Here is a 23,534-nt window from a genome sequence, read left to right as displayed (position 1 = left end):
ACGCACGCACGGTGCGGACGGGAGGCCCGGGGCCGGGCCGCCCCGCGCCTCCCGTCCGGGACGGTGCGCGGCTTGTCGGACGGTGCGGGCCTAGCCGCCTGGTGCGGCGTTGCAGCCGGGCACGGTGCGTGGAAGCTCGCACCGGGTGAGGACGCACGCAGGGTGCGGACGGGAGGCGCGGGGCCAGGCCGCCCCGCGCCTCCCGTCCGGCACGTGACCCGGAACGGGGCCACCGCCGCGTCACCGGGACGCGCTACGGTTCGCGCATGACCGCTTCACCGGCCGCCGTCGTGCCGCAGCGCACCGACCGGCGCGCGCTCGTCTCCTGGGCGCTCTGGGACTGGGGTTCCGCCGCGTTCAACGCGGTCGTCACCACCTTCGTGTTCAGCACGTACCTGGCCAGCCGGGCGTTCGTGGACCCGGCGCTCGTCGGCGACACGTCCGCGGCCGGCAAGGCGATCGTGGAGCGGGAGCTCGCGCACAACGCGGCCGTCGTGTCCACCGCACTGACCATCGCGGGCATCGTCGTGGCCCTGGTGGCACCGGCCATGGGGCGGCTCGCGGACTCGTCCGGACACCGCCGCCGGTCCGTCCTCATCGCCACCATCGGCGTCGCGCTGTCGATCGGGGGCATGGTCTTCGTCGCGCCGAGCCAGCCGTACCTGCTGCTCGGAGCGGCCCTGCTCGGCATCGGCACCGTCGCCTACGAGATCGCGAGCGTGGGCTACAACGCCATGATCGGGCAGGTCGCCTCCGGGGAACGCACCGGCCGCGTCTCCGCCATCGGCTGGGCGGCCGGGTACTTCGGCGGGATCGTGCTGCTCGTCCTGCTGCTCGTGCTCTGCATCCAGGACTTCCGGGGCGACGGGGTCGTCGGCGGGCTCCTGCAGTTGCCGGCGACGGTCGCCACCGGGCAGTGGGACGTCCGCGTCGCGATCGGCATCGCCGCCGTCTGGCTGGCCGTCAGCTCGATCCCGCTGTTCCTCACCGTGCCCGAGGCGGTGCCCGACCGTGCCCGCGGCGGCGGCGTGTTCAGTGCCTACGCGGACCTCGGCCGGGACATCGCACGGCTGTGGCGGGAGCGCCGCAACGTCCTCGCGTTCCTGCTCGCCAGCGCGGTGTTCCGCGACGGCGTCGGGGCCGTCTTCACGTTCGGCGGGATCGTCGCCGCGCAGGTGTTCGGGTTCACGCCGTCGCAGGTCATCCTGTTCGCCATCGCCGCGAACGTCGTGGCCGGCATCGCGACGTTCGTCTCCGGACGCCTCGACGACCGGTTCGGGTCGCGTGCGCTCATCATGGTCTCGCTCGTCGGCCTCGCCGTGTGCGGGGTCGGGGTCTTCGCCGCCGGCAACGAGACGCAGTGGTTCTGGGTGCTCGGGCTGACCCTCGCCGTGTTCGTCGGCCCGGTGCAGTCGTCGTCCCGCGCGTACCTGGCGCGCCTGACGACCCCCGGCCGCGAGGGCGAGCTCTTCGGCCTCTACGCCACCACCGGCCGGGCCGCGTCGTTCCTCGCGCCGGCGCTGTTCGGCGTCGCCGTGACCGTCGGTGGGTCGACCCGGTTCGGGATCCTCGGCGTGGTCGTCGTGCTCATCGCCGGGCTGGTGCTGATGGCGTTCGTCAAGCGGGAACCGCAGGGCGCGCGGGCCTGATCCTCGGCGTGCGGGGCCGGCCAGAGCTCCCCGTCAGGCGGCCTGGAGGCGCGGTTCCCGTCCGTCCACAGGCTGCGGTTGTGCGCACGGTTCCGCACAGGGCCGTGGTCGCGTCGGGCGGCCCGGGTCGCGGTGCGCCAGGATGGGTGCATGACCGACCAGCGCATCGCCGTCGTCGTCCTCGCCGCCGGGCAGGGCACGCGCATGAAGTCGTCCACGCCCAAGGTGCTGCACCGGCTCGCCGGACTGCCGCTCATCGGGCACGTCCTGCGCACGGCATCGTCGCTCAGCCCCGAGCACGTCGCCGTCGTCGTGCGGCACGAGCGTGACCTCGTCGCGGCCGAGGTCGTCGAGCGCGCCCCCGACGCGATCGTCGTCGACCAGGACGACGTCCCCGGCACCGGCCGTGCGGTCGAGGTCGCGGTCGAAGCACTGCCCGCCGACTTCGACGGCGCCGTCGTGGTGCTGTCCGGCGACGTCCCGCTGCTCGACGCCGCATCGCTCCGGCTCCTCGTCGACGCCCACGTCGGCGGCGGCAACGGCGCGACCTTCGTGAGTGCCATCGCCCCGGACCCGACCGGCCTCGGACGGATCGTGCGGGATGCCTCCGGCGCCTTCGTCAGCGTCGTCGAGCACAAGGACGCGACGGCCGAGCAGCTGACCATCACCGAGGCGAACGCGGGCATCTACGCGTTCGACGTGGCACGCCTCCGGGCGGCCCTGCCGTCGCTCACCACGGCGAACGCCCAGGGCGAGAAGTACATCACCGACGCTCCCGCGCTGATCAGCGAGCGCGGCGGGCGCATCGACGTGGTCACCCTGACCGACCCGTGGCTCGTCGCCGGCATCAACGACCGTGCCCAGCTCTCCGACGCCGCGCGGGAACTCAACGCCCGTATCGTCCGCCGCCACCAGCTCGCCGGCGTCACCGTGCAGGACCCGGCGACCACCTGGATCGACCTCGACGTCACCATCGAACCCGACGCCGAGGTCCTGCCCGGCACCCAGCTCATCGGCGCCACCGCGATCGCCGCCGGTGCCGTCGTCGGACCGGACACCACGCTCCGCGACACCGAGGTCGGGGCCCGCGCCACCGTGAACCGCGTCGACGCCACCCTCGCCGTGATCGGGGACGGCGCCTCGGTCGGCCCGTTCGCCTACCTGCGGCCGGGCACGATCCTCGGTGACGACGGCAAGATCGGCACCTTCGTCGAGACGAAGAACGCCCGGATCGGCCGGGGCAGCAAGGTCCCGCACCTGTCCTACATCGGCGACGCCGAGGTGGGCGAGGACTCGAACATCGGCGCGAACACCATCACCGCGAACTACGACGGCGTGCACAAGCACCGCACCGAGGTCGGTTCGAACGTCCGTACAGGCTCGCACAACGTGTTCGTCGCCCCCGTTAGGATTGGTGACGGTGCGTACACCGGCGCCGGGACCACCGTCCGCAAGGATGTTCCGGCAGGATCGCTCGCGATCAGCTACGCCCCACAGCGCAACACCGACGGATGGGTCGAGGAACACCGACCCGGCACACCGGCGGCCGAGGCTGCTCGGCTCGCGAACGGCGAATAGATCCCGGCGACCACCCGTCGCCGACATCGACCCCTCGTGGGTCAGGGAGTGAGCACCGTACTTGTCCGGAATCAAGACAACCGGCCAGAAACGACTCGTCCTCGTCTCGGGGCGAGCACACCCGGCGCTCTCTGCCGAGATCGCGGAGGAGCTCGGGGTCGACCTCGTGCCGACCGATGCCCGGACCTTCGCGAACGGTGAGCTCTACGCCCGCTTCGACGAGTCGGTCCGTGGCTGCGATGCCTTCGTCATCCAGTCGCACACCGCGCCGATCAACGAGTGGCTCATGGAGCAGCTCATCATGGTCGACGCGCTGAAGCGTGCCTCGGCGAAGCGCATCACGGTCGTGGCGCCGTTCTACCCGTACGCGCGCCAGGACAAGAAGGGCCGCGGCCGCGAGCCGATCTCGGCCCGCCTCGTCGCCGACCTGTTCAAGGCCGCCGGCGCACACCGCATCATGAGCGTCGACCTGCACGCCGCGCAGATCCAGGGCTTCTTCGACGGCCCCGTCGACCACCTGTTCGCCATGCCGGTGCTGCTCGAGCGCTTCCGCCAGATCCTCGACCCGAAGACGCTCACCGTCGTGTCGCCCGACATGGGCCGCGTCCGTGTCGCCGACATCTGGTCCGAGAAGCTCGGCGCCCCGCTCGCCATCATCCACAAGCGCCGCGACCCGCTCGTGCCGAACCAGGTCTCGGTGCACGAGATCGTCGGTGACGTCAGCGGCCGCGTGTGCCTGCTCGTCGACGACCTCATCGACACCGGCCGCACGATCGCCAAGGCTGCCGAGGCGCTCAAGAACGCCGGCGCCACGGGTGTCGTCGTCGCCGCGACCCACGCCGTGTTCTCCGACCCCGCCACCGAGCTGCTGCAGAGTGAGTTCATCGACCGCGTGGTCGTGACGGACACCCTGCCCCTGCCGATGGACAAGCGCTGGGACCGCCTCGAGGTCCTGCCGATCGCCCCGCTCATCGCCCGTGCCATCCACGAGGTCTTCGACGACGGTTCCGTGACGTCGATGTTCGACGGCGCAGCGTAGCGGAGCCGTCGAACCATGGGCACAGCCGACGGCGCAGGACCATCTCCGCGACGTGACGTGTCCCGTCGCCCGTGGTGACACATCCCGCGCGTGACGCCCTCGCGGCCCGGCTCCGGGCCGCGGGGAGCGTCTTCGCCGAGGACGAAGCCGACCTGTTGCTCGAGGCCGGTGACGGTGAGCCGGTGCGACTCCGGAGCCTCGTGCAGCGTCGGCTGGCCGGTGAGCCGCTCGAGTACGTGCTCGGCTGGGCCGCCTTCGACGGGCACCGCATCCGGGTGACGCCCGGGGTCTTCGTGCCGCGAGCCCGCACCACCGTCGTCGTCGAGCAGGCTGCTCGTCGGCTGCAGCGCTACGACCGCGTGGTCGACCTGTGCTGCGGCGCCGGCGCGATCTCGGTCGCCCTGTTCGGCCGCGTCGGCGCGCTCGACCTCGTCGCCACCGACATCGACCCGGACGCCGTCGACGTCGCAGCCGAGAACATCGGCGACCGCGGCATCGTCGTCGCGGGTGACCTGTTCGCGCCGCTGCCCGATCGGTTCCGCGGGGCCGTGGCGGTCATCGCGGTGAACGCCCCCTACGTGCCGACGGCCTCGATCGAACTCATGCCGAGCGAAGCCCGCGAGCACGAACACCGCGTTGCCCTCGACGGTGGTGCGGACGGCCTCGACCTGCACCGCCGCATCGCAGCGGGTGCGGGGGAGTGGCTCCGTCCCGGTGGCGCCGTCGTCATCGAGGTGTCCGAGGCCCAGGCCGAGGCGTCCGCCGCTGCGTTCTCGGCCGCCGGCTTCTCCACCGTGGTCGAGCGGGACGCCGAGGTCGACGGCACCTGCGTCGTCGCGACCCTGCCCGCCTGACCCCGGTCCGTCCGCTTGGCCCTGACTTTCCCGCCGAAACCCGGCGCCGAGCGGTCACGACATGCCGCTCAGGTTCGTCGAGGCGGCACGAAGTGTCGCCTGCGCGTCCGCGAACCGACGCTTTCTGCACCCCCGGCGTGACGCACGTGGCGTGTCGCGCGACCAGGGTGAGGGGCGGGGCGGGCTGTCACCGGGCCTCCAGGCCGTCGGGTGACCGGAGCGCGTCGCCGCCGAGCGGTCACGACCTGCCGCTCAGGTTCGCCGAGGTGGCACGAAGTGTCGCCCGGGCGCCCATGAACCGACGCTTTCTGCGACCTCGACGGCAGTCAGCAGGCGTGTCGCAGACCGCTCCCGGAGCGTCAGCGCGCGTCGACCGTCACCGTGTGCCAGCCCGTCGCACCGTTGGGAGCCGGCGGCCGGTCCACGCTCGTCTGCACCTCGCCGTCCGCACTGGTCGCGCGCACCTCGATGCGGTGCGAGCCGGCGGTCGGCGTCCACCGCACCACCCACTGTCGCCAAGTGTCCGCGGATACCGAGTCGGCGAGTTCGGCGCGCTGCCAGTCGCCGCCTCCGACGCGGACCTCGACGGCCTTCACGCCCTTGTGCGGCTGCCACGCGACCCCCGCGATCGCGACCGGCTTGCCCGCGGTCACGGTCGACCCGTTCCGCGGGGTGTCGATGCGGGACTCGAGCTTGACCGGGCCACGCTCCGACCAACCGCGGGGGGTCCAGTAGCCCTGTGCGTCGGCGAACCGGGTGACCTCGAGCTCGGTGACCCACTTCGTCGCCGAGACGTACCCGAACAGGCCCGGCACGACCATCCGCACCGGGAACCCGTGCTCGGTCGGCAGGGGTTCGCCGTTCATCCCGACCGCGAGCAGCGCCGCGGTGCCGTCGTCCTGCAGCACGTCGAGCGGGGTGCCGGCGGAGAACCCGTCGATGCTCCGTGAGAGCACCATGTCGGCGTCGCCCGTCGGACGTGCCCGGGCGAGGAGCTCCCGGATGGGGTAGCCCAACCAGCGGGCCGTGCCGATGAGGTCACCGCCGACCTCGTTCGACACGCAGCTCAGGGTGGCCACGTGCTCCTCGAGCGGCAGTGCGAGCAGCTCGTCCCACGTCAGCGTGATCTCGTTCTCGACCGCGCCGTGGATGCGGAGCGACCAGTCGGCGGGGTCGACCTGCGGCACCCGGAGGGCCGTGTCGATCCGGTAGAAGTCGGCGTTCCGCGTGATGTACGGGGTGATGCCGTCGACGTCGAGCGACGCACCGGCCGGCACGGCCGGTGCAGCGGTCGCCGCGGCGGGCAGCCGGATGGCCCGCCGGGCAGCAGCGGCCGCCTGCATCGCGGACGACCCCAGCCTGGAGGCGGTGCCCACCACGATCGCGACGGTCGCCGTCGCGACGCCCCAGACCAGGAACGTGCGGCGCTCCGTCGAGGCGGGTCGCGGCGCCGCCGTCGGCACGGTCGCCGCGGCCTCCCACCGGCGCAGCCGCTGGAGCAGCAGGCGCAGGACGACCACCGCTGCCGCGATGCCGAGGACCGTGGGGGCGCCGTCGAGCGTCCCGCTGCCCGAGCGGGTGCTGACGGCCAGCAGCGCCAGCACACCACCGGCGGCGAACACGAGGGCGCCGAAGGGTGGGCGGACACGTTCGAGGACACCGGCACCGGCGCTGATCGCGATGACGATCACCGTCATGAGCACGAACAGGGCGACCTTGTCCCCGGTGCCGAACACGGAGACCATGAAGTCCTTCGCACCCGGGGGAGCGAGGTCGATGACGGCGGACCCGACGGCGACCAGGGGGCTGCCCGCTCCGCCGAGCAGCAGCGCGCCGAACTCGGCGACACCGAGGAACGCGGCGGCGGCCACGACGCCGACGATCGCGGCGATCAGCGTCCAACGTCGGGTCGAAGGGGCATCGGGCCCGCCCGGGCCGTCCGACGGACCCGCCGTCGGTTGGCCGATGGGTTCGTCCGTCGTCTCGGTGGTCACCGCCCGAGCGTAGGTCGCCCGGCCGCTCGTGGGCTGTGTGTGCGCTTCCCCGCGCGTTCATCGGGTTCGGCCAGCAGGTGGCGCGCGGCTCGTGGGAGGATCGGACCGTGCTGCAGCGTCCGGATGGTGTCCCGCGGTCCGGTCGTGCCCGCGGTGCCGGGCGGACACCGATGTCTCCGGCACGTCGACTCGCCACCCTGCGCTGGGTCATCGTCGCCGTCTGGCTGGTCCTCCTGATCACCCGGATCGTCGTCGTCTCGACGGCGCCGGGCGTCGACCTCTCCTGGTACGGCATCGTGGAGTTCGGCGCGATCGCCCTCGGTGTCGTGGTCATCGTGGTCGCCGTCGTGCGGACCGCGACGGCACGGCGGCGGCAGGCGGACGAGGCCCTCGCGCTCGCCATCCGGCGGATCGACCCGACGGTGTGGCTGGTGCCGGCGGCGCCGACACCGGAACTCCGTGGCGTCGTCGACGAAGTCCGTCCGGATACCCACCTCGGTTCGCGCGTGACCTGGGCCTTCGGCGCCACCGAGGCCTCCCTGTGGGAACTCGACGAACGGCGGGCGACCCGGCTGCTCGTGATCCGGTGGAGTCGTGTCGTGCACGTCGGACTGGAAGACGTGGCGGACGGCGTCGACGGCTCGGACGGCTCGGACGGCTCGGGGCAACCCGGTGGCTCGCCGCGACCTAGTGCTACCGGTGGTGCTCGCCGCGCGTGTGCGGTGGCGATCCACCACGTGCGACCGGACGACACCCCCGCCGTGGCGACGTTCTTCGTCCGGACCGCCCCGGGTTCGCGTCGGCTGCTCGGGCGCGGTCCACGGCTGGACCGGCTCGTCGCCGACCTGGCGCGGGAACGCATCGTCGCCTGACGCGACGGAGGGCCCCGGTCAGCGAGGCCCTCCTTGCCGAACCCGCACCGACCTCCGTGGCCGGCAACGGGGCAGCAGCGGCAGCGGGCGCGGTCGTCAGTGCGTGGACGGCTCCTGCTCGACCTCGCGGCGGTCGTCGTCGGACCACAGCGTGTGGAAGGTGCCGTCCTTGTCGATGCGCTGGTAGGTGTGCGCGCCGAAGAAGTCGCGCTGGCCCTGGATCAGCGACGCGGGCAGACGGTCGGACGCGAGCGAGTCGAAGTACGACAGCGCGGACGAGAAGCCCGGCGCGGGAACGCCCGACGCGGCCGCGATGCCGACGATGCGGCGCCAGGCGGCTTCGCCCTCGGCGACCGCGTTCGCGAAGTACGGGTCGACCAGCAGCGACTCGAGCTTCGGGTTCTCGGCGTACGCCTCGACGATGCGGTTCAGGAACTGGGCCCGGATGATGCAGCCACCCCGCCAGATCTTCGCGACGTTGCCGAGGTCGATGTCCCAGCCGTACTCCTTCGCCCCGGCGATGATGAGGTCGAAGCCCTGTGCGTACGCGACGACCTTCGAGGCGTAGAGCGCCGCACGGACGTCGTCGGCGAAGGTGTCCGGCACCTCGGCGATCTGCGGACGGTTCTTGACCGACTGCTGCACGGCGGCACGCTGCGTCGGCTTCGACGAGACGGCGCGGGCGAACACGGCTTCGCCGATGCCCGAGACGGGGATGCCCAGGCCCACGGCGTTCTGCACGGTCCAGACGCCGGTGCCCTTCGAGCCGGCCGCGTCACGGATGACGTCGACGAGCGGCTTGCCGGTGTCGGCGTCGCGCTGCTTGAGGACCTCGCCGGTGATCTCGATCAGGTAGGACTCGAGGTCGCCCTTGTTCCACTCGTCGAAGACCTGCACCAGGTCCTCCACCGAGAGCCCGCCGACGCGACGGAGCAGGTCGTACGACTCGGCGATGAGCTGCATGTCTGCGTACTCGATGCCGTTGTGCACCATCTTGACGAAGTGCCCGGCGCCGTCGGTACCGATGTGTGTCACGCACGGTTCGCCTTCGGCCACCGCAGCGATCGACTTCAGGATCGGCCCGAGTGTCTCCCAGGCCTCCTTCGAGCCACCGGGCATGATCGACGGACCCTTGAGGGCGCCCTCCTCACCACCGGAGATGCCGGTGCCGACGAAGTTCAGGCCCTTCTCGCGCAGGCCGTGCTCACGTCGGATGGTGTCGTGGAAGTTCGCGTTGCCGCCGTCGACGATGATGTCGCCCGGTTCGAACCGTTCGGCGAGCTGCCCGATCACGGCGTCGGTGCCCTTGCCGGCCTGCACCATGATGATGGCGGTCCGGGGCTTCGACAGCGAGGCGACGAACCCGTCGATGTCCTCGGACGCGATGAACCCGGCGTCGCCGTGCTCCTGGAGCAGCTCCTCGGTGCGGGCGTAGGTGCGGTTGTAGACCGCCACCGTGTTGCCTTCGCGCGATGCGAGGTTGCGGGCGAGGTTCGAGCCCATCACTGCGAGTCCGACGACTCCGATGTTCGCCTGACCGTTGTTGTCTGCCACGAGGGCCTCCTTTGTCCTGACGTTGGCGCCCAACCTACGACCGGCGGTCTGGGATCGCACAGGTGTTGCGGGAACTGGGGACCAGAGTTCACCGGATCAATACTGTGGAGGGATGAGCGAGCTCGCTGTCCACCCGCCCGTCCTCGTGATGGGGGTCTCCGGCTCCGGCAAGTCCACCATCGGCCAGGCGCTCACCGACGCCCTGGTCGCGCAGGGCGAACCGTGCGTCTTCGTCGACGCCGACGACCTGCATCCGGTCGCCAACAAGGAGAAGATGCGGCAGGGGATCCCGCTCACCGACGAGGACCGCTGGCCGTGGCTCGACGCCTGCGCCGAGCGGATCGCCGCGGTCGAATCGGACGGCTCCCGGTGCGTGATGGCGAACTCGGCGCTCAAGCGCGCCTACCGGGACCGTCTGCGCGCGTCCGCTCCGGAGCTCGTCATCGCCTTCCTCGACGGGTCGCGCGACCTGATCGCCGAACGGCAGTCCCACCGCCAGCACGAGTACATGCCGACGACGCTGCTCGACTCGCAGTTCGCGACCCTCGAGCGGCCGCAGCCCGACGAGGCCGCCGTCGCGGTGTCGATCGACGGCTCGGTCGACGACACCGTGCGGGAGATCCTCGCCGCGCTCGCGGTCACCACCGACTGACGAAGTTCCACGACCTGCGACGGATGGGCAGTTCCTCCACAGGGCGCAGCGCGGCCGTCGCCGTCCCCAACCGATCCCCGGTCCCGTCCGCGTCGAGGGGGACGTTCGTACCGTCGCTCCATGACCACGATCACTGCCGCGCGTTCAGATACCACTCTTGATACCATCGACCCCATGGCCATGACCCTCCGACTCGACGACGACGAGGCAGCGGCGTTGCGCAAGCGTGCTGACCTCGAGGAGCGCTCGATGCAGGACGTCGCGCGCGCCGCCATCCGCGAGTACGTCGAGCAGCACAGCCGCAGCGATCTGATCGACGGCATCCTCGACCGAGAACTCCCGCGCTACGCCGAGGCGCTCGAACGACTCGGCAAGTGATCCACCTCACGACCGACGAGGCGTTGCACGTCGCTCGTCGGACCCTGGGAGCTGACTACGCGATCCGCGACGTCGGACTGCTCGAGGCGGCGGTCGCGCGACCCGCCGCGTCGGTGGGCGGGAACGACGCCTACCCGACGCTGGTCGAGAAGGTGGCGGCGCTCGTCCACTCCGCCGTCCGGAACCACGCCCTGGTCGACGGCAACAAGCGCCTCGGGCTCATGCTGCTCGTGGTCTTCCTCGGCGTGAACGGCGTCCGGCTCCACGCCTCGAACGACCAGGCGTACGACTTCATCGTCGCGATCGCCGAGGGAGAACTCGATGCTGTGCCGGAGATCGCTGCTGCTCTGACCTCGATGGTCTCGGACGCCTGACCGGCCGCTGGAACGGACAGCGGTCAGCGATCAGCGGCGCACCGCACTGATCGCCCCGTGCGGCCGGTGCCCCGGGGCCGTGCGGGTGTGGACGTCCACGACGTCGAACCCCGCTCCGTCCAGCAGCGTCGCCAGGGACGCGACCGGCCAGCGGTACGCGGTGACGACCGCGTGGTCGAAGGCCTCGACCGCGGGACCCTCGAAGAACCCGAGCAGCAGCCCACCGCCGGGCGCGAGCACCCGATGGAACTCGGCGAGTGCCCCACGGATCTGCGACGGTTCGTGGTGGATCACCGAGTACCAGGCCAGGACCCCGTCGACGCTGCCGTCCGCGAGCGGGAGCGCGTCGAGCGACCCGACCCGGAAGTCGATGTCCGCGTCCACCGCGCCGTGCGTCCGTCGTGCGTGCTCGACGAACTCCGGCACCGCGTCGATGCCGCTGACACGGTGCCCCTGCAGTGCGAGGTGCGCCGTCCAGTGACCGGGGCCGCACCCGACGTCGACCAGGGGACCGCTGCGACCGGCTGCCCAGGCCTCGACGACGGCTCGGTCGTCGGGGTGGACGGCGTCCATCGACCCGAGCAGCGTCGCGTACTCGTCAGCTCGAGCGCTGTACGCCGCCGTCACCCGCTCCGTCATGCACCCGACCGTACCGCCGCACCGCCGTACCGCCGCAGCGCCGAACCGTGCGAGGTTCCGTGTTCCGTGCGACCCGGCAACCCTCGCACCAGGCACGGAACCTCGCACCACGCGGCCACCAGCGCGCCGCACGCCGCGTCAGAGCTTGAACGTCGCCTTCGGGATGTCGGACACGATGCGGCGGGCGGTGCGGACGGCGTCCTCCTCCGAGACCTGGTGCGTGACCACGAGCGACGCCAGGTACGCCGCGTCCGCCCGCCGCGCCATGTCGTGCCGCGCGGGGATGGAGCAGTACGCACGGGTGTCGTCGATGAACCCGGAGGTCTTGGCGAACGACGCGGAGTCGGTGACGGCCGACCGGTAGCGCCCGATGGCCGCCGGGGTGTCGATGAACCACCACGGTGCGCCCGCGTACACGGCGGGGTAGAAGCCCGCCAGCGGCCCGATCTCGCGCGAGAAGACGGTCTCGTCGACGGTGAAGAGCACGAGGTGGAACCCGGGAGCGGTGCCGAAGGACTCGAGCAGCGGCCGGAGCGGCTCGGTGAAGGACCCGACGGCCGGCAGGTCGTGCCCGGTGTCCGGCCCGAAGCGCTCGAGCGTCGGGGTGTGGTGGTTCCGGATCACCCCGGGGTGCAGCTGCATGACGAGGCCGTCCTCGACGCTCATCTCCGCCCAGCGGTAGAGCATGTCGTGCCGGTACGCCGTCGCCTCGGCCTCGGTGACCGACGACGCATCGCGCAGCGCCGCGGCGTGGATGCGTTCCCGCTCGCTCGACGGCAGGGGAGCGGAGCCCGCGTCGAGCACCCCGGTGTCCGTGGCGGTCGCACCGTGCTCGATGAAGTACCGGCGACGTGCGCGGAGAGCCGCCAGCAGCCCTGCGTGGGTGCCCGTGTCGATGCCGGCGGCCTCGCCGATCGACGCGACCACGGGCCTCCAGTCCGACCGCGTCGGGTCGAACACGGCGTCCGCGCGGAACGTGGGGAGCACCCGGCCGGTGAAGCCGGGGTCCGCGGCGAGCTGCGCGTGCGCAGCGAGGTCGTCCGCCGGGCCGTCCGTGGTGGCGAGGACCTCGATGCCGAAGGCGTCGAAGAGCGCGCGTGGCCGGAAGGCGGGGGACGCCAGCAGGCCGGCGATGTGGTCGTACTGGTCGTCCGCGTTGGCGGCGGACGGCGCCTGGTCGAGCCCGAACACGTCGTGCAGCTCTGTCTCGAACCAGTAGCGCACGGGGGTCCCGAGGAAGTCGTCCCAGTGCTCCGCCAACTGCCGCCAGATGGCACGGCCTGGCGGCGTCGGCTCAGCGGCATCGCGCCAGCGATGCGCCGACGCCGCCGGGCGAGCCTGCGAGCCCGGGCGGGGCCCCGACAGATCCGCGCGTCCCAGCGCGGCCAGGTCCACCCCGTTCGCGTGCAGCAGGCGGAGCACGTAGTGGTCGGGCGTGATGAGCAGCGATGCGGGGTCGCTGAACGGCTGGTCCGAGGCGATCAGCGCCGCGTCGACGTGCCCGTGCGGCGAGATGATCGGGGCGTCCTTGACCGCCTCGTACACGGTGCGTGCCACGGCTCGCGCTCCGGGGTCGGCGGGGAACAGTCGGTCGGGGTGCGGTGCGAGCCGGGTGGGGGTGCTGGTGCGGGTCATCATCGACTCCTTCGGGGGCGGCGAGTTCGGGTGGTGCGAGTGTGGGGCTGCTCGTGCGGGATCAGTCGGTGCCGACACGGGGCGCCGGCCCGGTCGACTCGCGCACGGTCAGGTGGGTGGGCAGGGCGACGGCGCCGGACATGTGCTCCCCGGGCAGTTCGTCGGCGGGCAGCGCGCCGAGCCGTCCGAGCAGCATCCGGATCGCGACCCGGCCGGCCCGTTCGATCGGCGAGGTCATCGTGGTGAGCGGCGGGTTGCAGAAGTCGGCGCCGAAGATGTCGTCGCAGCCCACGATGCTCATGTCCTCGGGGACGCGGACCCCGCGCTCCCGCAGCCGGGCGAGCATCCCGATGGCGATCAGGTCGTTGAAGGCGATGCACGCGGTCGCACCGGCGTGCACGGCGGCGTCGGCGGCCGCGGCGCCGGAGTCGACGAAGGGAGCGTGCGGTCCGACCCGGGCGACGCGGATCCCCAGGCGCTTGGCGACCTGCACGAGGGCGCGCCACCGACGCTCGTTCGACCACGAGCTGTCGGGCCCGGCGACGTACAGGATCTCCCGGTGTCCCAGCGACACCAGGTGCTGCACCGCCTGCTCCACCCCGCCGGGGGTGTCGATGAGCACCGACGGCACGCCGGTGGGCCGACGGTTCACGACGACCAGGGGGATCCGTTCGGCGAACCGTGCGATCTGCGCGTCGGACAGTCGTGACGCGGTGAGCACGACCCCGTCGGCCTTCGCCCCCACGGCGGTGAGTGCGGCCATCTCGGCGTCGGCGGACTCCTCGGTGTCGACGAGCAGCTGCGTCCAGCCGGCGCCGGCGAGCTGGTGCTGGGTGCCCCGGATGACGTCGAAGTAGAACGGGTTCGTGATGTCGGACACGAGCACGGCGACGGCGCGGGTGCGGCCCGAGGTCAGCGCCCGGGCCTGCGAGTTGGCGACGTAGCCGAGCTCGCGAGCTGCCCGCTGGATGCGCTCCTGGGTGACGGGGTTGACCCGGTCGGGCAGGGACAGGGCGCGGGAGACGGTGGACGCGGCGACCCCGGTGGCGTCGGCGATGTCGCGGATGGTGACGCGACGCGCGGCACCAACGGCGGCGCCGGCAGCGCGAGCACCAGCGGCGGCGCCACCAGCGGCAGTGCTTGCGGCACCGCCCGTGCGCCCGCCGCCGTCCGTCGAGAGGTCCTTCACGAGGCCGAACGTATTCGCGTCTGGCAACAAGTGGCAACCGGTTGCCGCATGTTGCCATCGGCGGAACAGTGGTGCCACCGAGCAGCGCCGCTCGGAGGAGGTCTCGAGGAGGAAACCCCCGTGAAGACGCGAAGACTGCAAGTCCGCACCCTCGTCGGTGCCGTCGCCGTGGTCGCCCTCACCGCACTGTCCCTGCAGGGATGCGCTGTGGTGAACGGCAGCGGCGACGACCCGAACACCCTCCGCGTGATGATGGGCGCGGACACCACCTACCCCAAGGAACGCAAGCAATGGCAGCGGGAGACCGCCGCCGAGTTCAAGCGCACGACCGGTGCGGACATCCAGTGGGAGACCTACTCGTCCGCGCAGGAGGAACTGACCGCGATCCAGACGAGCGTCATCTCCGGCCAGGGCCCCGACGTCTACGCGATCGGCACCACCTTCACCCCGACCGCGTACGCCACCGGTGCCTTCGTCGAGATGGGCACGAAGGAGTGGGACGCGATCGGCGGCAAGGACCAGTTCGACCCCGCGTCGTTCGGCATCTCCGGTCCGAGTGCGTCGAAGCAGATCGGGATCCCGTTCGCCAGCCGTCCGTTCGTGATGGCGGTGAACAAGGACCTGCTCGCGAAGGCCGGCATCACCGACATGCCCACGACGTGGGACGAGCTGACCGCCGATGCGAAGGCCACCACGGGTGACGGACACCACGGCATGGCGATCGCCTACGCCGACGGCTTCGACCCCTGGAAGTTCGTGTGGGGGATGGCCCAGAACGCCGGCAACACGATCGTCGACGGCTCGAAGGCCGAGATCGACAGCAAGGCCGTCGAGAACGCCTACCGCACCTACTTCGACTGGGTCACGAAGGACGGCGTCGTCGACCCGGCCGCGATCGGCTGGAACAACGCCCAGGCCCTCGCGCAGTTCACCGAGGGCAAGGCCGCGTTCTTCCCGATGACGACCACCACTGCCATCAACTCCTTCCAGGACACCAAGGTCGACGGCAAGTACGAGTTCGCCCTGCTGCCCACCGTCCCGCCGGGGGCGTCCGAGCGGCCGTCCGACGGCATCGAAGCCGCCAGCATCCTGTCCGGCGACAACTGGGTCGTCGCCGACTACGGCAGCAAGCAGGAGCTGTCGTTCGCGTTCGTCAAGCAGCTCAGCGCCCCGAAGGCCCAGCTCGAGTACTACGACCTGTTCGGCAACCTGCCGACGAACGCCTCGGCCGCCGCCGACCTGGCAGCCGACAACCCGCAGCTCAAGCCGATCATCGACGCCGGCCGCCTGTCCAAGCCGACCGCGTTCACCGGCGCCTGGTCCGACATCCAGCTCGCCCTGGTCGACGTGGTCGTGCAGTCGATCCCGTCGCTGAAGTCCGGCGAGGTCACCGACGACCAGCTCCGCAAGCGACTGCAGGACGCCCAGAAGGACGCCCAGGCCACCCTCGACCGTCAGAAGAACGGAGGTCTGTGATGACCAGCACGCAGACCAGGCCCCGCACCGACGCGGCGCCGCCCCGGCCGGTCCGCCCGGCCGGCAAGACGCCCCTCTACAAACGCGAGCGCCCGCTGTGGATGCTCCTGCCCGGCGGCGTCCTCATGCTCGCCGTCATCGTGGTGCCGCTCCTGGTGGGCTTCTGGATCGCGATGCTCGACCTCGACCAGTACACGCTCCGCCAGTGGTTCAGTGCCCCCTTCGTCGGGTTCGCGAACTTCACCGAGGCGTTCACGAACTCGCCGCTGCTGCACTCCATCTGGATCTCGGTGTCGCTGTCGGTGCTCGTCACCGCGGTGACCGTACCGATCGGCGTCGCGGCCGCGATCTCGACGCAGAACCGGTTCCCCGGTCGCGGGCTCGTCCGCTCGATCTACCTGATCCCGTACGTGCTCCCGGCGTTCGTCGTCGGCACGTTCTTCCGCACGATGCTCCAGCCGCAGGGGGTCGTGAACTCGATCCTGCACACCGACGTGCTGTGGCTGAACGGCTCGGCGTCGTACTGGGCGCTCGCCGGCGTGATGATCTGGACGAGCTGGCCCTTCGTCTACCTGCTGTCCCTGGCCGGACTGCAGGCCGTGGACAACGAGGTGCACGAGGCCGCCGCACTCGACGGGGTGACCTGGTGGGCGAAGCTGCGGTACATCATCTTCCCGTACCTGCGCGGACCCCTCAGCCTCGCGGTGATCATCTCGATCCTGCACAACATCAACAACTTCACGCTGCCGTTCGTGCTGTTCGGCATCCCGCTGCCGTCCAGCGTCGAGGTGATGCCCGTCCTGACGTACATCGCGAGCTTCCAGTCGTTCCGCTTCGGCCTGTCCGCGGCGATGGCGATCTGCTCGCTCGTGATCGTCGCGATCCCGCTGTTCGTCTACCTGCGGGCGGTCAAGCTCGACACCGGCGACGACGCCGGCCCCAACCGGAAGCAGCGTCGCGCCGACCGCGCCACGCTCGCCGCCGCCCCGACCGCCGCCGACATCGACGGAGCCCGCGCATGACCACCCCGAGCACGTCCTTCAGCACCCGCACCCGCCCCACCGCGACGCTCACCGAGAGCATCACGACCGGCAGCGGCGGCCGACGGAGCAAGCGTCCCTACGACACCGACGTCACCCGGCTGCTGCCGCGCTGGCTGCTCGTCACCGTCATCGCGGTGATCATTGCGTTCATCGCCGTCCCGGTGCTCTACATCCTGTTCGGCTCGGTCAACTCCGACGTCGCGGTCGCCCGCGGCGAGTACTTCCCGTCGGAGTTCACGCTGTCGAACTACGTCGAGATCTGGTCCACCGTCGCCCTCGGCGAGGGACTGGTGAACTCGATGCTCACCGCCGGTGCCGTCGCCGTCGCGAGTGCCGCGCTCGCCGTGTCCACGGCCTACGTGCTCGTCCGGTTCCGGTTCCTCGGGCGGCTGACGATCCTGCGTGGGCTCCTCGCCCTGCAGTCGATCCCCGGCACGCTCCTGCTCCTGCCGGTCTTCGTGGTGTTCTCGAACATCGCCAGTGCCACCGGCGTGCAGATCATCGGCACCCGCTGGGGCCTGTTCGTCACCTACCTGACCTTCGCCCTGCCGTTCTCGACGTGGGTGATGGTCACCTACCTGCGCGGCCTGCCGAAGGAACTCGAGGAAGCGGCGCGCATCGACGGCGCCAGCTCGACGAAGATCCTGACGAAGATCGTGCTCCCGCTGTCGTGGCCCGGCATCGTCGTGTCCGCGATCTTCGCCTTCCTGCTCGGCTGGAACGACGTCCTGTTCTCCACGATCATGACGACCCCGAACACCCGGACGGTCGCCGTGGTCCTGCAGGTGCTCGGCACCACCCAAGAGGGCGGCGCGGTCCCGATCTACGGCCAGATGATGGCCGCCTCGATCGTCTGCGCCGTCCCCGTCGTCGCCCTGTACCTGATCTTCCAGCGCTACCTGGTCGGCGGGCTCACCGCCGGCTCCGTCAAGTAGGCCGCAACCCAGAACCGGACTGGAGGCCCTCGGCGGCCCCGCCACGCGCCTCCAGTCCGAACGAAAGGACACCATGACCGACCAGCCCAGTTGGGAACTCTCCGGTTTCGGCGACGAGATCGACGCCGATCCGGTCGTCCAGGTCGCGGTCCTCCAGGCGCTCGGCGCGAGCGCCATCGAGGTCCGCAGCGCCTGGGGCGTCAACGTCGTCGACCTCGACGAGGACCAGCTCGCCGGACTCCACCGGCTGCTCGACGAGCGCGGGCAGACCGTGTCTGCGATCGCCTCGCCGATCGGCAAGGTGCCCGTCGACGAGCCCGTCGAGCACGAGGTGTCACGGCTCGCCCGTGCGATCCGTGCCGCACACGCGCTCGGCACGACGAACATCCGGATCTTCTCGTTCTACTTCGAGGGCCGCAGCCCAGACGACGTCCGCGACGACGTCCTCGTCCGGATGCGGGCGCTGGCCGACCTCGCCGAGCGTGAGGGCGTGACCCTGCTGCACGAGAACGAGAAGGACATCTACGGCGACGTCCCCGCGCGGGTGCTCGACATCGTCGAGAGCGTCGGATCGCCGGCGCTCCGCCTGGCCTGGGACAACGCGAACTACGTGCAGTGCGGCGTCCGGCCCTTCACCGACGGCTGGGAGCAGCTCGCCCCGTTCGTCGACTACCTGCAGGTCAAGGACGCCCTCGCCGCCGACTCGTCGGTGGTCCCCGCGGGCGAGGGTGACGGCGAACTGCTCCAGACCCTCACCGCGCTCCGCGACGCCGGCTACTCCGGGTACGCCTCGCTCGAGCCGCACCTCAGCGACTTCACCTCCCTCGGCGGGTTCTCCGGCCCCGCGGCCTTCGGTCGTGCCGGCCGGGCCTTCCGCACCCTCACCGACCAGATCGGAGTCACCCTGCGATGACCGAACCCACCAACCCGCTCCGCCTGGCCGTCGTCGGCGCCGGTGTCATCGGACGCCACCACGCGACCGTCGCCGTGCACCACCCCGACCTGCAGGTCGTCGCCCTCGTCGACGCCGTGCCCGAAGCCGCCACGAGCGCAGCCGACGCGATCGAGGCGATGGGCGTCGCCCGCCCGATCACGACGTCCACCATCGAGGAAGCGATCGACCAGACCGACATCGACGTCGTCGCGATCTGCTCGCCGTCCGGCATGCACGTGCAGCTCGCCGAGGCCGCCCTGGCCGCCGGCAAGCACGTCGTCATCGAGAAGCCGCTCGACACCACGATGCCCCGGGCCCGGCAGATCGCGGCGCTCGCCGCAGCCGCTCGTGACCGCGGGCTCGTCACGAGCGTCATCAGTCAGCACCGCTTCGACCCGGCGTCGGCGGCCGTCGCCCGGGCCGCGCACGACGGCGGGTTCGGCACCGTGACCTCGGGGCTCGCGAGCGTCGCGTGGTACCGGTCGCAGGGGTACTACGACTCCGGTGACTGGCGCGGCACCTGGGCGCTCGACGGCGGCGGCGCGGTGATGAACCAGGGCGTGCACACCGTCGACCTGCTCGTCTGGGCGCTCGGTCGTCCGGTCGAGATCTCCGCGCAGACCGGCCTGCTCGCGCACGACCGGATCGAGGTCGAGGACACCGCCGTCGCCACCGTCCGGTTCGCCGGCGGGGCGCTCGGGGTCGTCCACTGCACGACCGCCGCGTACCCGGGGCTCTCCGCCCGGTACGCCGTGTACGGCACGCACGGCTCCGCCATCGTCGACGACGACCGGCTCGCGTACTTCCACATCGCCCCGGACACCGCCACGCTCGAGTCCGCGTCCACCACGTCGAACGCCACCGCGGTCGCCGGTGCGGTCGACCAGAAGGACCAGGTCGTCCCGCCCGAGCACGTCGTCGGCGGCCCGGCTGAACCCGACCACTTCGCCGCGGGCCACGCTCGGCAGTACACGGACATCGTCGACGCGATCCGGCAGGGACGCGAACCGGGTGTCACCGTCGACGCGGCCCTCGTGTCGCTCGCCACCGTCCGCGGGCTCTACGTCAGCGCGACGCTCGGGCACCCCGTGCGCATCGACGACGTGATCGAGGGGAAGTACGACGACGTGGTGCCGGTCGTCGGCACACCCGCCACCGCCACCGCGACCGAAGGAGCCACCCGATGAAGTTCTCTGTGTTCACCGCCTCCACCCCCGACTGGACCCCGTCCGAAGCCGCCGAGATCCTGGCCGCACAGGGCTGGGACGGCATCGAGTGGCGCATCGTCGACGACCGCCCGGCCGACGGCGCCGAAGTCCCTGCCGAGCGGTCGTTCTGGGCGGGCAACAACTCGACCTGGCAGTACACCGGCATCCGCGACCGGGTCGGCGAGATCGCCCGGGTCACCGACGCAGCCGGCCTCGAGTACTCGGGCATCGGCGGCTACCAGGCGGCCGCCGACCACGACGGCGTCGAGACGATGCTGCGCGTGACCAGCGAACTCGGCGCGCGCCAGGTGCGGGTCACGATGCCGCACTACCGTGCCGAGAAGGAACGCACCGGCGAGACCTACCCGCAGCTCTTCGACCGCACCCGCGCCGACCTCGAGTGGGCCGCGTCGCGTGCGTCGGAGCTCGGCGTGAAAGCACTCGTCGAGCTGCACCACATGACGATCACGCCGTCGGCCTCCGCGGCACTGCGACTGATCGACGGTCTCGACCCCGCACACGTCGGCGTCATCCACGACCTCGGCAACCTCGTGATCGAGGGGTACGAGGACCACCTGGCCGCGTTCGAACTGCTCGGGCCGTACCTGGCACACGCCCACGTGAAGAACGCCCGCTGGGTCGACACCGGCGACACCCGTGCCGACGGCAGTTCGATCTGGCAGCACGAGTGGGCACCCCTGCGCACCGGCCAGGCGTCGGTGTCCGAGTACCTCGACGCGCTCCGCCAGGTCGGGTACGACGGGTGGGTCACCATCGAGGACTTCTCCACCGACCTCCCGCTCGAGACCCGCACGGCCGACAACCTGGCGTACCTCCGCTCCCTCGTGCCGGTGACCGCATGACGGAGCGCCGTCCGGGCATCGTCCACCTGGGGGTGGGGGCCTTCGCTCGTGCCCACCTCGCCTGGTACACCGCCCACACCACGGGGGAGCCGTGGGGCATCACCGCCTTCACCGGCCGCTCGCCCGCCGCCGCGGACGCGTTGACCGCGCAGGACTGCCGGTACACGCTCGTCACCCGAGCCGCGTCCGGCGACGGAGCCGAGGTGGTCGACACGATCGTGGCCGCCCACCCCGGCAGCGACGACACGGCCTGGAGGCACGTGGTCGCGTCCCCGGAGACGACCATCGTCACGCTGACGGTCACCGAGCAGGGCTACCGGCCCGGTTCCGACGTGCCGGCGCGGCTGGTCGCGGGGCTCGACGCCCGCCGTGCCGCCGGGTCCGGGCGCATCGCGCTGGTCAGTCTCGACAACCTGACGCACAACGGGGCGGTCCTGCGCGACGCCGTGCTCGACGCCGTCACCGACGACGCCCTGCGCGACTGGATCGAGGCGAACGTCACGTTCCCGAGCTCGATGGTCGACCGGATCACCCCGGCCACCACCGACGACGACGTCGCGCACCTGTCGGAACTGCCGGGTGCGCTCGCCGGCGACCGGGTCCCCGTCGTCACCGAGCCGTTCGCCGAATGGGTGCTCGAGGACGCCTTCGACGGGATCGACCGCCCCGCGTGGGAGACCGCCGGGGTGCGCATCGTCGACGACGTCACCCCGTACGAGCAGCGGAAGCTCTGGCTGCTGAACGGCTCGCACTCGCTCCTCGCCTACCTGGGGCTGCAGCTCGGCCACGACACCGTGGCCGAGGCGATGGACGACCCGGTCTGCCGCACCGCCGTCGAGCAGCTCTGGGACGAAGCCGCGCTCGAGCTGCCCCTGCCCGAGGGCGAGGTCACCGACGCCCGCGCGGCCCTGGTCGAGCGGTTCGCCAACCCGCGCATCCGGCACACCCTGCGGCAGATCGCGTCCGGCGGCTCGCAGAAGCTGCCCGTCCGTGTCGTCGACGTCGTGCGGCACCGGCTCGCCCGCGACCCCTCGGCCGGCATCGGCACCGGAGCGGCCACCGCCCTCGCCGCGTGGTGGTTGCACGTCACCGAGCAACCCGACCTGGTGGACGACCCCGGTGCCCCCGGGCCAGACTCGGACGTGCACGACGTCCTGGCCGTCGTCGCGCCCGAACTCGACACCACCCCCGTGGTCACCGCCGTGACGGCGGCGGCCGACCGCATCCGCACCGCCGCGGCACGCGCCCGCGAACGCTCCAACGGAGGAGTCCACGCATGACCGACACGACCACCACCAACCCCGCGGCCCCGGTCCCCGGCGCCACCGACAGCGGGCCGGCCGAGACCACCGCCGGCCGTCCGGACACCTGGGCCTCGGCGGATCGCGGCCAGCTGATCGAGCGGGCCGAGGTCATCGTGACCAGCCCGAACCGGAACTTCGTGACGCTCAAGCTCACCACGGCCGACGGCGTCACCGGGCTCGGCGACGCCACCCTGAACGGCCGCGAGCTCGCGGTCTCCGCCTACCTGTCCGAGCACGTCGTCCCGCTGCTCGTCGGCCGTGACGCCAGCCGCATCGAGGACGCCTGGCAGTTCCTGTACCGGTCGTCGTACTGGCGCCGTGGTCCGGTCACGATGGCCGCGATCGCCGCCGTCGACATGGCCCTCTGGGACATCAAGGCGAAGGTCGCCGGGATGCCGCTGTACCAGCTGCTCGGCGGCGCATCGCGCACCGGGCTCATGGCGTACGGCCACGCCTCGGGCAAGGAGCTGCCCGAGCTGTTCGACTCCATCCGCGAACACCAGGAAGAGGGCTACCGCTCCATCCGCGTGCAGACCGGTGTCCCCGGCCTCGAGTCCATCTACGGCATCGCGTCGAACAGGACCACCGAGGGCAACGCCGGCGTCCGCTACGACTTCGAGCCCGCGCAGCGCGGTGCGTACCCCGCGATGGAGGACTGGGACACCCGCGCCTACCTGCGCCACGTGCCCACCGTGTTCGAGGCCGTCCGCAACGAGTTCGGCCCCGAACTGCCCCTGCTGCACGACGGCCACCACCGGATGACCCCGCTGCAGGCCGCCAAGCTCGGGAAGTCGCTCGAGCCGTACGACCTGTTCTGGCTCGAGGACTGCACCCCCGCCGAGAACCAGGAGGCCCTGAAGCTCGTCCGGCAGCACACGACGACGCCGCTGGCGATCGGCGAGGTCTTCAACACCATCTGGGACTTCAAGGACATCATCCGAGACCAGCTCATCGACTACGTCCGCGGTGCCGTCACCCACATGGGCGGCGTCACCCCGCTCAAGAAGACGATGGAGTACGCGGCGTTGTACCAGGTCAAGTCCGGGTTCCACGGGCCGACCGACATCTCCCCGGTGGGTCTCGCCGCGCAGATGCACCTCGGGCTCGCGATCCACAACTTCGGCATCCAGGAGTACATGCAGCACGGGCCGCAGACCAACCAGGTGTTCCACCAGACGTTCACGTTCACCGACGGCTACCTGCACCCGGGTGACGAGCCGGGCCTCGGGGTCAGCCTCGACGTCGACGAAGCCGGCAAGTACCCCTACGAGCAGGCGTACCTGCCGTTCAACCGCCTGGCCGACGGCACCGTCCACGACTGGTAGTCCCCGACGCCGTGGCGGGCACGGTGTTGAGCAGGCACA

General features: G+C 71.4%; 21 protein-coding genes. 16 read left to right on the top strand and 5 right to left on the bottom strand.

Translation table 11 applies throughout. From position 1 onward, the window contains the following. Positions 1–266: 266 nt before the first annotated feature. The 4 genes from HP445_RS18205 to HP445_RS18190 all read left to right on the top strand — a co-directional run bounded on the left by HP445_RS18205 (position 267) and on the right by HP445_RS18190 (position 5,120). Positions 267–1,649 (top strand): MFS transporter, encoded by a 1,383-nt coding sequence (locus HP445_RS18205; RefSeq protein ID WP_128781126.1) that lies wholly within the window; start codon positions 267–269, stop codon positions 1,647–1,649. Positions 1,650–1,799: 150 nt separating this feature from the next. Next, positions 1,800–3,227 carry a bifunctional UDP-N-acetylglucosamine diphosphorylase/glucosamine-1-phosphate N-acetyltransferase GlmU gene (gene glmU, locus HP445_RS18200; RefSeq protein WP_111095811.1) on the top strand — a complete coding sequence of 476 codons (1,428 nt, stop codon included), beginning with the start codon at positions 1,800–1,802 and terminating at the stop codon, positions 3,225–3,227. Positions 3,228–3,288: 61 nt separating this feature from the next. Continuing rightward, complete coding sequence (locus HP445_RS18195; protein WP_027464468.1) at positions 3,289–4,266, top strand: ribose-phosphate diphosphokinase; 978 nt, start codon at positions 3,289–3,291, stop codon at positions 4,264–4,266. 74 nt (positions 4,267–4,340) lie between these two features. Continuing rightward, positions 4,341–5,120, top strand: coding sequence for a putative protein N(5)-glutamine methyltransferase (locus HP445_RS18190; RefSeq protein ID WP_308201633.1), 780 nt, complete (start codon positions 4,341–4,343; stop codon positions 5,118–5,120). A gap of 359 nt (positions 5,121–5,479) precedes the next feature. Here the strand turns inward: HP445_RS18190 and HP445_RS18185 are convergent, their stop codons facing one another. After that, entirely contained in the window at positions 5,480–7,114 is a 1,635-nt protein-coding gene (locus tag HP445_RS18185) for a molybdopterin-dependent oxidoreductase (RefSeq protein ID WP_128781128.1), read from the bottom strand. 107 nt (positions 7,115–7,221) lie between these two features. Here HP445_RS18185 and HP445_RS18180 point away from each other — a divergent pair, with 107 nt between their 5' ends. Then, positions 7,222–7,986, top strand: a complete 765-nt coding sequence (locus HP445_RS18180; protein WP_128781129.1) for a hypothetical protein — start codon at positions 7,222–7,224, stop codon at positions 7,984–7,986. 96 nt (positions 7,987–8,082) lie between these two features. Here HP445_RS18180 and gndA read toward each other — a convergent pair whose 3' ends face one another. Further along, positions 8,083–9,540, bottom strand: a complete 1,458-nt coding sequence (gndA, locus tag HP445_RS18175) for an NADP-dependent phosphogluconate dehydrogenase (protein ID WP_128781130.1) — start codon at positions 9,538–9,540, stop codon at positions 8,083–8,085. Between the two features lie 112 nt (positions 9,541–9,652). On the opposite strand from gndA, the gene HP445_RS18170 reads away from it, so the two are divergent. From HP445_RS18170 to HP445_RS18160, 3 genes are all read left to right on the top strand, one after another. Continuing rightward, a complete protein-coding gene (locus HP445_RS18170) occupies positions 9,653–10,192 on the top strand; it encodes a gluconokinase (protein WP_128781131.1) in 540 nt (179 codons plus the stop codon). Positions 10,193–10,312: 120 nt separating this feature from the next. Continuing rightward, positions 10,313–10,570 (top strand): ribbon-helix-helix protein, CopG family, encoded by a 258-nt coding sequence (locus HP445_RS18165; protein WP_254699648.1) that lies wholly within the window; start codon positions 10,313–10,315, stop codon positions 10,568–10,570. Beyond that, positions 10,567–10,944, top strand: a complete 378-nt coding sequence (locus HP445_RS18160; RefSeq protein ID WP_128781132.1) for a type II toxin-antitoxin system death-on-curing family toxin — start codon at positions 10,567–10,569, stop codon at positions 10,942–10,944. Before HP445_RS18165 ends, HP445_RS18160 begins: the two co-directional genes overlap by 4 nt. 30 nt (positions 10,945–10,974) lie before the next feature. On the opposite strand, the gene HP445_RS18155 is transcribed toward HP445_RS18160, so the two are convergent. The 3 genes from HP445_RS18155 to HP445_RS18145 all read right to left on the bottom strand — a co-directional run bounded on the left by HP445_RS18155 (position 10,975) and on the right by HP445_RS18145 (position 14,407). Next, the gene (locus tag HP445_RS18155) at positions 10,975–11,583 is read right to left on the bottom strand and encodes a class I SAM-dependent methyltransferase (protein ID WP_128781133.1); all 609 of its coding nucleotides are present in this window, start codon (positions 11,581–11,583) and stop codon (positions 10,975–10,977) included. A 138-nt stretch (positions 11,584–11,721) separates the two neighbouring features. Then, on the bottom strand, positions 11,722–13,218 hold the full coding sequence (gene uxaC, locus HP445_RS18150) for a glucuronate isomerase (protein ID WP_128781134.1): 1,497 nt from the start codon (positions 13,216–13,218) through the stop codon (positions 11,722–11,724). 61 nt (positions 13,219–13,279) lie between these two features. After that, a complete protein-coding gene (locus tag HP445_RS18145) occupies positions 13,280–14,407 on the bottom strand; it encodes a LacI family DNA-binding transcriptional regulator (RefSeq protein ID WP_241660451.1) in 1,128 nt (375 codons plus the stop codon). A 120-nt stretch (positions 14,408–14,527) separates the two neighbouring features. On the opposite strand from HP445_RS18145, the gene HP445_RS18140 reads away from it, so the two are divergent. From HP445_RS18140 to manD, 8 genes are all read left to right on the top strand, one after another. After that, a complete protein-coding gene (locus tag HP445_RS18140; RefSeq protein WP_175330839.1) occupies positions 14,528–15,883 on the top strand; it encodes an ABC transporter substrate-binding protein in 1,356 nt (451 codons plus the stop codon). Next, complete coding sequence (locus HP445_RS18135; RefSeq protein ID WP_027464479.1) at positions 15,883–16,905, top strand: carbohydrate ABC transporter permease; 1,023 nt, start codon at positions 15,883–15,885, stop codon at positions 16,903–16,905. Before HP445_RS18140 ends, HP445_RS18135 begins: the two co-directional genes overlap by 1 nt. Further along, complete coding sequence (locus HP445_RS18130) at positions 16,902–17,861, top strand: carbohydrate ABC transporter permease (protein ID WP_206647628.1); 960 nt, start codon at positions 16,902–16,904, stop codon at positions 17,859–17,861. The genes HP445_RS18135 and HP445_RS18130 overlap by 4 nt, the downstream gene beginning before the upstream one ends. Positions 17,862–17,934: 73 nt before the next feature. Further along, a complete protein-coding gene (locus tag HP445_RS18125) occupies positions 17,935–18,774 on the top strand; it encodes a sugar phosphate isomerase/epimerase family protein (protein ID WP_128781135.1) in 840 nt (279 codons plus the stop codon). Continuing rightward, on the top strand, positions 18,771–19,982 hold the full coding sequence (locus HP445_RS18120; protein ID WP_128781136.1) for a Gfo/Idh/MocA family oxidoreductase: 1,212 nt from the start codon (positions 18,771–18,773) through the stop codon (positions 19,980–19,982). The genes HP445_RS18125 and HP445_RS18120 overlap by 4 nt, the downstream gene beginning before the upstream one ends. Continuing rightward, positions 19,979–20,866, top strand: coding sequence for a sugar phosphate isomerase/epimerase family protein (locus tag HP445_RS18115; RefSeq protein ID WP_128781137.1), 888 nt, complete (start codon positions 19,979–19,981; stop codon positions 20,864–20,866). Before HP445_RS18120 ends, HP445_RS18115 begins: the two co-directional genes overlap by 4 nt. Further along, a complete protein-coding gene (locus HP445_RS18110; RefSeq protein ID WP_128781138.1) occupies positions 20,863–22,146 on the top strand; it encodes a mannitol dehydrogenase family protein in 1,284 nt (427 codons plus the stop codon). The genes HP445_RS18115 and HP445_RS18110 overlap by 4 nt, the downstream gene beginning before the upstream one ends. Further along, positions 22,143–23,495, top strand: a complete 1,353-nt coding sequence (manD, locus tag HP445_RS18105; RefSeq protein ID WP_241660452.1) for a D-mannonate dehydratase ManD — start codon at positions 22,143–22,145, stop codon at positions 23,493–23,495. The genes HP445_RS18110 and manD overlap by 4 nt, the downstream gene beginning before the upstream one ends. Positions 23,496–23,534 lie beyond the last annotated feature (39 nt).

It is taken from the genome of Curtobacterium flaccumfaciens, assembly GCF_013359815.1.
In the GTDB taxonomy this organism is placed as follows: Bacteria; Actinomycetota; Actinomycetes; order Actinomycetales; family Microbacteriaceae; genus Curtobacterium; species Curtobacterium flaccumfaciens.
This window is presented reverse-complemented; position numbering and strand designations above follow the sequence as displayed.